The sequence below is a fragment of the Aquaspirillum soli genome, assembly GCF_054781915.1.
The window spans coordinates 1-9,555 of record NZ_BAAGTM010000028.1 but is presented as its reverse complement, the minus strand read 5'-3'; the positions used below and the strand labels follow the sequence as shown (position 1 = coordinate 9,555).

Annotated in this window: 6 protein-coding genes; all 6 read right to left on the bottom strand. The window is 48.6% G+C overall.

Going from position 1 to position 9,555, the window contains the following annotated elements:
* A partial coding sequence (locus ACYVJG_RS12785) for an Ig-like domain-containing protein (protein WP_460431395.1) occupies positions 1-5,950 on the bottom strand: 5,950 nt, incomplete at its 3' end.
* 1 nt (position 5,951) lies between these two features.
* Positions 5,952-7,049, bottom strand: coding sequence for a TIGR03032 family protein (locus ACYVJG_RS12780; RefSeq protein ID WP_460431394.1), 1,098 nt, complete (start codon positions 7,047-7,049; stop codon positions 5,952-5,954).
* 67 nt (positions 7,050-7,116) lie between these two features.
* Positions 7,117-7,668: an adenylyl-sulfate kinase gene (gene cysC / locus ACYVJG_RS12775; RefSeq protein WP_460431393.1), complete on the bottom strand. Its 552-nt coding sequence runs from the start codon at positions 7,666-7,668 to the stop codon at positions 7,117-7,119.
* 13 nt (positions 7,669-7,681) lie between these two features.
* Positions 7,682-7,894 carry a hypothetical protein gene (locus tag ACYVJG_RS12770; RefSeq protein WP_460431392.1) on the bottom strand — a complete coding sequence of 71 codons (213 nt, stop codon included), beginning with the start codon at positions 7,892-7,894 and terminating at the stop codon, positions 7,682-7,684.
* Between the two features lie 9 nt (positions 7,895-7,903).
* Positions 7,904-8,644 carry a helix-turn-helix transcriptional regulator gene (locus tag ACYVJG_RS12765; RefSeq protein WP_460431391.1) on the bottom strand — a complete coding sequence of 247 codons (741 nt, stop codon included), beginning with the start codon at positions 8,642-8,644 and terminating at the stop codon, positions 7,904-7,906.
* Between the two features lie 357 nt (positions 8,645-9,001).
* The coding region (locus ACYVJG_RS12760; protein ID WP_460431390.1) for a PD-(D/E)XK nuclease family transposase at positions 9,002-9,555 on the bottom strand (554 nt) is incomplete at its 5' end.

Below are 9,555 nucleotides of genomic sequence, written 5' to 3'. Positions count from 1 at the left end.
ATTCCGCGTTTTGTAGGCTTAACATCGCACCATCGGTGTAACGGGTGATTTCAAGCGCATTGCCATTGCGTTCCATGGCATAGTCTGCCCGTGTGGTGGTGAGTTTGAGCACGTCATGGCCTTTGCCTCCATCGACATTCAATGCTAACCCAAGCGGCAGATAACCCATCTCGTTACCGTCACCACCGGTGAATTGACGATTGGCGGTGACGTTGAGGACGTTAGGGTCATATTCAGCGGTAAACACTTCGCCATAGCGGATGGTGAGGTTGTCGCCGCTGTCGAATTTGACCAGCTCGACATCCAGCAGGCGGTCGATTTCTCCAGTGGTTTTGTGGGTCAGCACGACAGTGTGACCATCCACGCTGATGGTGTAGTCGCTACGGGTACCGCTTTGGATGGCGGTGTCGTTGCCAAAGCCACCGTTAAGACGGTCATTGCCTATGCCACCGGTGAGGGTGTCATGACCCGCACCACCATAGACGGTATCGTGACCCGCTTCACCAAAGGTTTGGTCATCACCACCGAGTGACCCCACCGTGTCTTGTCCACCGCCGCCGTAGATGCTGTCGTTGTCGGCGCCTAATACGATAAATTGATTCTGGTTGTCCCCCACAGCAACGTTTTGCCCACTGCCACCAATGGCGCGTACTTCACCGACAATGGCGATAAAGTCGATATTCTCGACTTGAATCACCGTGCCTTTGGGCAGTTGGCTAACATCAATCACCACCGCTTGTTTGCCATCGCTGGCACGACTCGAACCACTCACAATCAGTGGTTGACTCGGTGCAGAGGTGGTGTTGGCTGTCACTGTCGGCACCACCGTTTGCACAATCAGTTTTTCATTGGCAGGCAGGGCATTGAGGAAGGTAAAGCCATTGCCTTTCATCTCTTCTTGAATGCTTGAGCCTGTTGGGGTTTTTTGTTCAATGCGACGGATTAACTCAGCCATCGCATCGTCTTTGTTCAAAGTCGTTCCTTTACCATCAACACTCATCCCCACCCCAGTCGGCACACTCACCGTCAACAACGACTCGCCATCACTGTTCTTCACCACCGGAATGTCAGCGTGGGTTTGTTGTGGGGTGGTTGGATCGTCTTGGCGGTCGGCGGTAACCACTGGGATGGTCACCACCTTGGTGCCATCACTCTGCACCGTTTCATTCACCGTCACCCCATCAAACGTGCCAGCCGGTGTTGGTGTGGGGACAGGGGTTGGAACGGGAGTCGGTACCGGTGTTGGAATCGGCTCTGGTGTCGGGACGGGAACAGGTACCGGTGTCGGTGTTGGCTCTGGCGTAGGAACTGGCGTTGGCACCGGCGTCGGTGTGGGTTCTGGCGTGGGTACGGGCGTTGGTACCGGCGTCGGTGTGGGCTCTGGTGCTGGAGGGGGCGGCGGGGTACTGACGGTGATAGTCAGTGGGGCTTCATAGCTATTACCGGCCAGATCCGTCACTTTGACCCGTACTTGATAGCTACCGGCAGTCAGGGCTGTTGTGCCAATTTTTAGGCTGCCACCTTCAATCGTAAATTTGCCGTTATCGGTATCAGATTCTCCTTCGACTAATTCGTAGCTAAACGTGCCATTGGCTGGTGTGTCGGTGGTGGAGAAAGCACTGACCGTTGCACCGACGGAAGCCGCAGAGGTGCTTAATGATGAGGACACCAAGCTCAACGCAGTCGGGTTACTGGTGTCGAGAACATAGTTTTGGGTATGCACGGTGCTGTCATTACCAGCGGCATCGGTGACTTTGAGTTTTAGATTGCCGGTGTTGTTGAGGGTGACACCATCCCAAGATAAATGGGTCGTTGTGACTTTACTGGTGATGTCAATCCAATTCGTGCCACCATCGAGTGAACCAAATAGTTTATCGCCGGTATCCAATGCCGCACTCAGTGTCGCGGTTAGGGTTTGGCTGGCGGTTTTGGTGTTGAAGTCGGTGGAACTGCTGCCGGTGTCTGCGCTCAAGGCGACAGTGCTGAATGTGGTGGTTGGAGCGGTGTTATCGACAGTGAAGACTTGACCACCAGTGTAGCCGCCAGTGATGGCAACAGCAGGCGTTGCCGTGCTTTCAATCCCCGTCCCTGTCGATTTCAGGTCAAGCCGTAACGTGCCATCACCGCTGACGCCGGTAATGGGGATTGTCCATGTGATGCCGTCGCTGCTGGTGGGTGCGCCAATCGTGCCATTGGCGTTACCTGTTTTGGTTAAATCAAAATCATCCGCTGTCACACCCGTCACCGCTTGGCTAAAGGTCACGGTGTAGCTCAGGCTATCGCTGTTGGTGGTGGCTTGTGTGCCGGTGGCGCGGTTGATATTGCTCACAGCAGGGCCATCACTGACGGTGATTGTTAATGCTTTTTCAAATTCATTGCCTGCGGCATCGGTGGCTTTTACGCGCACCGCATAGCTGTCCGCCGTTAACGCCGTTGCCCCAACTTTGAGTTTATCGCCGTCAATGACAAAGCTGCTGTTATCCGTTGAACCGGTACCACTCACTAAGGTGTAGGTAAAGCTATCGCTGGTGGTGGCGTCGGTGGCGGTGAGGGTGGTCAACTCAGCATTGGCAATCGCCGTGGTGGTTGAGGTGGAAGCACTACCGAGGGAGATGTCGGTTGGACTGCTGGTATTGATTTTGACACTGAGGGCAGTCGAGGCGGTGGATTCATTGCCTGCAGCATCGGTGGCTTTGACGGTGAGGCTATGTGTACCTTCGCTTAATGCACTGCTGGTGATACTCCATGCCCCTGAACCATCGGCTGTTATTGTCCCTAATACGGTGGTGCCATCGGTGTCATAGAGTTTGATTATGGCGTTGGCTTCAGCGGTGCCGCTGACGGTTGGGGTGGTGCTTTTTGTATGGTTGTCGGTACTGGAACTGCCGGTATCGCTGGCGGCGGCTAAGTCGGGGGCACTTGGGGCAGCAGGGGCGGTGTTGTCGATGGTGATGCTGTTGGTGGATGCCACGCTGACATTGCCAGCGGCATCAACTGTATAAATCTTATAAGTCCCCTCAGCTAAACCGGTGGTGGCAAGGGTGGTATCTGTACTCGCCGCTGTCACTGTGGCTTTACTGGCGGTTGCTGGGTTGGCATTCACCAACGCATCCAGTGAAGCTTTATCCGTTACGGTTGCGCTTGATGGCACTAAATAGACCGTGCCGGTTTCACTGCTTTGTGCGGTGGTAACACTGGTACCCGTTTTGACACTGGCAGCAGTCACCGATGCAGTCGGGGCAGTGTTATCCAGAGTGATGCTATTTGTTGAGGCCGCACTGACATTGCCAGCAGCGTCAACAGCATAGATTTTGTAAGTCCCTTCAGCGAGGCCCGTGGTGGCAAGGGTGGTATCGGTGTTGATTGCTGTCACAGTGGCGCTGCTGGCCGTGGCGGGAGTGGCATTGACCAACGCATCCAGTGAAGCTTTGTCTGTCACGGTTGCGCTTGATGGCACTAAATAGACCGTGCCGGTTTCGCTGCTTTGTGCAGTGGTCACGCTGCTACCTGATTTGATGCTGGTCGTTGTGACAGACCCCGACGGGGCGGTGGTGTCGATGGTGATGGATAGACTGCTCGAGGCGGTTGATTCATTGCCGGCGGCATCGGTGGCTTTGACGGTGAGGCTATGTGTGCCTGCGCTTAATGCGCTGCTGGTGATACTCCATGCCCCTGAACCATCGGCTGTGGTTGTCCCTAATAGGGTAGTGCCATCGGTGTCATAGAGTTTGACTGTGGCGTTGGCTTCGGCAGTACCGCTGACGGTTGGGGTGGTGTCGTTTGTATTGTTGTCGGTGTTCGAACTGCCGGTGTCGCTGGCATCGGCCAAGTCGGGGGCACTTGGGGCAGCTGGGGCGGTGTTGTCGATGGTGAAGGTTTGGCCGCTGGTATAGCCGCCGGTGATGGCGACAGATGAACCGTTCTGGATGCCGGTGCCGGTGGATTTTAGGTCAAGCCGTAGCGTGCCATCACCGCTGACGCCGGTAATGGGGATTGTCCATGTGATGCCGTCGCTGCTGGTGGGTGTGCCAATCGTACCAGTGGCTGTACCGGTGGCAGTGAATTGGAAGTCATCCGCTGTTACATCCGTCACCGCTTCGCTAAAGGTCACGGTGTAGCTCAGGCTGGTGCTGTTGGTGTTTTCTTGTGTCCCTGTGGCACGTTGAATACTGCTAACCGAGGGGCCGGCTCCTAAAGTCGTAAAACTTGCGCTTGCCACGCTGCTTTGGTTTCCTGCCGCGTCAACGGTGACAAAGTAAACATAGTATTGGGTATTTGCAGTTAAGCCTGTGAGGTTAAAATTTTCTGCGACAGCGGCAGCAGCAGGGTCATTTGCTGATTTGAGTGCGGCTGTTCCAGTGTCATTTTGTCCGGCGATAATTTGCGCGGCAGTGGGTGCGGTACTGCTTGCAGTCACGACGTAATACATCGTCCCTGCTTCGTTGCTGGTGGATGAGATAGTTGCAGTGGTTTGGGCAATACTTGAACTGGTTGAGTTGGATTGTGTCGGGGCGGTGGTGTCGATGGTAATGCTATTGGTCGATGCTGAACTAACATTTCCAGCCGTATCGACTGCATAGATTTTGTATGTGCCATCAGCCAATCCAGTTGCGGCAATGGTTGTGTTGCTATTGGCTGTGTTTGTTGCTGATTTTGCTGTTCCGCCCGACACTAAAGCATCTAAAGATGCCATATCTGTAACCGTTGCGGTTGAGTTGACCAAATACACTTTTCCTGCTTCGGTGCTTTGAGCGGTGGTGATGCTTGCAGAATTTTTTATAGTTGCTGAAGTGACGGAAGCCGTTGGTGCAGTGGTATCGATTGTGACAGATAAAGATGAAGATGCCGATGATTCAGTACCACTCACGGTTTGTTTTGCTGTTAGTGTATGGCTTCCTGCTGAAAGCGCTGAACTGGTAATTGACCAGTTACCAGAAGCATCTGCGGTTGCTGTGCCTAAAACCGTTGTTCCATTTGTGTCATAAAGTTTAACTGTTGCACCAGATGTTGCCCCTGAACCTGTAAAGGTTGGTGTAGTCGTTTTGGTAATGTTATCGGTTGATGAAAGCCCTGTATCACTTGCTGTTGACATGTCGGGCGTAGAGGGTGCAGATGGACCCACAACACCACATTGAGCAACATAACCAGCAGAAAAATCAGCTATTGAAAAGAATCCTGGATCATAGCGATTCAGGTTCAAATAAAAGTAAGGAGCTCCAAACTGAATTTGTCCCGAATAATTTGTCGAAATCATTTTTATAGCCGCACCATATGGAGTAGCTGTATTGTCAGTTGCGAATCGAGTCCCATCAGATTTAAGTATTACATTACCCGTCCATTGGAAAGTTCCTGCCCCACCCTGCCAATATGATACAGTCACAGTATCTGTGCTAACTGTACATCCCAAACAATGCCCAATATCCTGCATCCCCTGCAGGCTGAACGGCAGCACGGTCTCCACATCCCCGCTGCTCCACTCCAAATCCCAATCGCCACCCAAACGAGTAGGGCCTGTCTTATCCACCGAAGCAGCAATATCCACATCCCCCAACACCTGCTGCAACGCCGTTACAAAAGACTGCCCCTTCTCACCACCGGCAACCGAACACCCATACAACATCAAATCAGCATGAGGATTCAACGCCGCCGCAATCGCCTGCACCTGCTCGGATTGAACAAACAACGTTTCCTCAGTCACCACCTGCCGGCCAAGTTGTAAGGCGCCATTCCAACCATGCGTCACCAAATGAATCGCATCTAAGTTAGCAAACTGCCCCAAAACACGCGCCAAACCCTCTAAACCACTTTCCCCCTCTTTCAAAAAAATCACAGGGGTATTAGGGTCGATTCCAGCAATTAACGTTTGATAATCCGAAACCGTCCAATCAACAATCACCACCTCGGAAGGGGTGAACAAAGATTTAAGAACCTGATTTTCTGCAATGCCCATTTTATACTCCTGACGCTTTCAAATTGTCTTCTGTTGTTTTTGAAGGAAGAACCAAAGGAAAATCCGAATAATTCGGTATATTCAACAAAAACTTGTGCATGTTTGGATAGCCGAATCCAGGCGTGAAGGGTTTTTTAATGTTGGGTAAAAAAGCCACGTCATACAACTCAGAAACATGCCCTTCAACTGTCAACCAATGCACAGTTTTTCCAGCTTTTAGGTCAAAAACCAACAACCCACAACGCTGTGGAATACAACGATCTTCTAACTTTTGCTTAACACTTAAACCAGAAGCAAAGGTATTTTCACGCAGTTTAGACAAACCAATCACAGCATAATGGTCAACAATATGTAAACCTCGTGCAAAACCAGGACAATCTAAAACAGGATAAAAAGCCCCTGTTTCTGGCTCAACATAACCAAACTGCCAATCACCAGAATTTAACAACCAAATTTTATTATCATACCAACGTGGTGAATGTGGCATAGATAATCCGGTTGTTATCACTTGATTGCTTTGCACATCAATTAACATCCCGCCGCCGCTTTTTACCGATTTCCAACCATAAGTACTATCTGATTTCCCACACACTGTGACATAAGCCAATTTCCCATCCTTCGCCCCCATCCCGTTTAAATGACAACGATCTTCAGGGCTTAATCCAGAAATAAACTCAGGTTTCCAAACAGGAACAAAATTGTAGTGACCATCAATAGAAGAAATACAGCTAAAATTCGTATTAACAAATAACAGCTCGTAATGTCTGCCATTAAAACTGACATTAGCCAATACATCGTGCGTATCACATGGCCCTAAAAAAATCCCCCAACGCGGCATAAACACGGCATCAAAATCTTGAACGTCGCCATTCTCATCAATCTTCAACGACCGAGGCCCAACATTCGCAAACCGCCAAGCCTGCTCTTTGTTCGTGATCCACAACTTATCTTGGTCAACCGCCAACCCCATCGCCGAGCCAACCACTCTTTCCAATGCGGTGGTTTCGCCATTCTCTGCACCGGAAACGAAAAAAATTCTGGCACTTTGATACGTTGAAAATAACAAGCTGCCATTCATGTCATGCAGCCATTTACCCAAGTCAGGGGAAGGTCATAATGTCGGGGCAGGTAGTTGGCTTTGTTCTTTAATTTCTTTTAATCCTGAGTTAGACATTCAAATCACCTACTTTCAGGAAATGTTTAAACAAAATATCCACCTTTTCATTAAACGACTCTTTCTCGGTAAAGACATAATCTGGATTCACAGGGGATTCATAAGGCGCATCCCATCCGGTCAAACCAGATAACAAACCTTGCTTGGCTTTTTGATAGAGACCTTTTGGGTCACGGTTTACGCAAACATCTAGCGAAGTTGCAACGTGAACTTCAACAAATTTATTTCTGGAAAAAAGCTGTTTGACTTTCTGCCGATCAGCAGCAAAGGGTGAGACAAAAGCACAAATCACCACTAGGCCAGAGTCATACATCAATCGTGCTACATAACCTGCACGACGGATATTTTCAGTACGATCTTCTTGAGACAATCGCAAATCAGAACATAAACCTGACCGCAGTTCATCACCATCTAAAACATAAACACCATGACCATATTCTCTAATTTTATCTGCAAGAGCATGTGCCAAGGTTGTTTTCCCTGATGCGGGCAAACCCGTTAACCAAAAACAGGCATTCTTTTGATAAAGCGTAAATTTTGGCATAAAACCCTCACTATTATTTACGATATAAATCTAAAGCTTCTTTAATTCGCTTTTCCATCCTGTCATCAATCTCAATCACCCTTCTTGCTAATAAATATGGAGCAATTATGACAAACTCGGCTGGATCTAAACGTAACAACTCAGATGCCTTTACGATTTCAGTCCAATCTCTTGGATGAATTAAAAAAGAAGGGACTTGATAACCAGGGCTAGAATGACTGTCCATATTCATCTTTCAAAGAGGAACAATATTTAACTCAATAGCGCGTGCTAGCATTTGTGTTCGATTTTGTGCACCAAGTTTTTCTCGACAGCTTCTCAAATGAAAACGCACTGTTCTTAAAACCACACCCATCGTTTCTGCTATTTCGTGATCAGAAAATCCTTTTGACATAAGCAATAAGCATTCATGTTCTCTCGGTGTGAGATCTTTACTGATATCTCTAGGATTCAAACCAAGAATGCGAATCACTGCTTCATGTAAGTAACCGGTTAACAAATAACCGTATGGCAGCGCCTTTAGAACATCACCAAAACATTCATCCGCATCCCCTTCTTTTGCAAACCCTAAACCAGCAACATCTTTATATGCTGTTAATACAGGACAGGTTGCACCAGCACTGACACCAAAAGATTTAGCCTCGGAATACATTTTCACTGCCTCAGGATCCGAAAAAAGCGCATTGGACCAAGGTAAAGGATGCTGATGCATTTTTACATGTCGTGCTGCTGGATCGATTAGGTAATATTTATTTGCCACGTAAATATCTATCCATTCTTTTGGATAAGTTCCTACTCTAACTATGTTAAGTTCAGCACAGGACTCTTTTTCGGTTAGTCTATTTTCCAAGCTAAAAAGATACATGTAATGTTTAAAACCTATTTCTTTGATAATATCTTGTGCCTCATGGTTGGCTTCTTCCAGTGTCTTGGCATGAAGTACTCGTAAGTACCGCTCATATAAAGAAAAGTGCATGTTTATCACCTATAGTTTTTTTGTTTATTCTTATGCAATTACACAATCTTGTTAACTGTCACAAGTGACAGGTTTTTAATTTATTTCCATAATTGATAATCAAAACAATAAAAAAAGGGCGCCAAAGCGCCCAAAAAATCAAAATTAACAAAAAAGCAATATGCACTAATTTGTTAAGCTAAAAAATAAAATACAAAAAATATGTAAAACAGTTCAGTAGAGTTCGGTAGTGTGGGCACTGCTTTTGTGCCCACAACATCGGCAAAAAACAGCAAAACATCGCCGTATGTAACACCAAACCGACACAAATATCAGGGCAGGCACAGGGGCCTCCCCTACATACGGCAATCGTGCTGATCAACCCTCGAAAATATCCTCTAACCGCTGCGCCTGCGTTAACGACACCCCCCACTGCTGCAACTGCTCCGGCGTCGCTGCCCGTAACCGCGACAACACCCAATCTGGTAATGGCTGACCAAATTTTGTTTCGATCATACTGCGGAGGAATATTTTCATGCCTTCTTCACGGCCCTCTTCGCGGCCCTCTTCTCGACCTTCTTCTCTACCCTCTTCCCGCGCAGTGATGATGTCGGTGTTGTAATCCCACACCGCACGTTCACGTGCCAATGCCCGTAACCGTTCTTCCTTGGTTTGGCTCATTTGCTCTAGAGATTGCAAAACAGTCATTACCGGTGTATGTGTCAGCTGTGCCATGATGTGTTGCTCCTGCCAGTGTTCAAACAGATCGACCCAGTTCTTTAACGCTGTTGGGGCCAGTTGGAGACGGTCGGCTTTGTCTAATTCCAGAATATCAATTTGCTGTGCTTTGGTGAGGACAACATCGGGAATGTGTTGATCGCGCAGTTCAAACCGCCATGAAGCTTGTTCAGGATGGTCGGGGAATAAATCAA

Bases quoted from the DNA above. Each gene is read 5' to 3' on its own strand.
- ACYVJG_RS12770 (WP_460431392.1), bottom strand. From the start codon at position 7,894: ATGGACAGTCATTCTAGCCCTGGTTATCAAGTCCCTTCTTTTTTAATT.
- ACYVJG_RS12765 (WP_460431391.1), bottom strand. From the start codon at position 8,644: ATGCACTTTTCTTTATATGAGCGGTACTTACGAGTACTTCATGCCAAG.
- cysC (WP_460431393.1), bottom strand. From the start codon at position 7,668: ATGCCAAAATTTACGCTTTATCAAAAGAATGCCTGTTTTTGGTTAACG.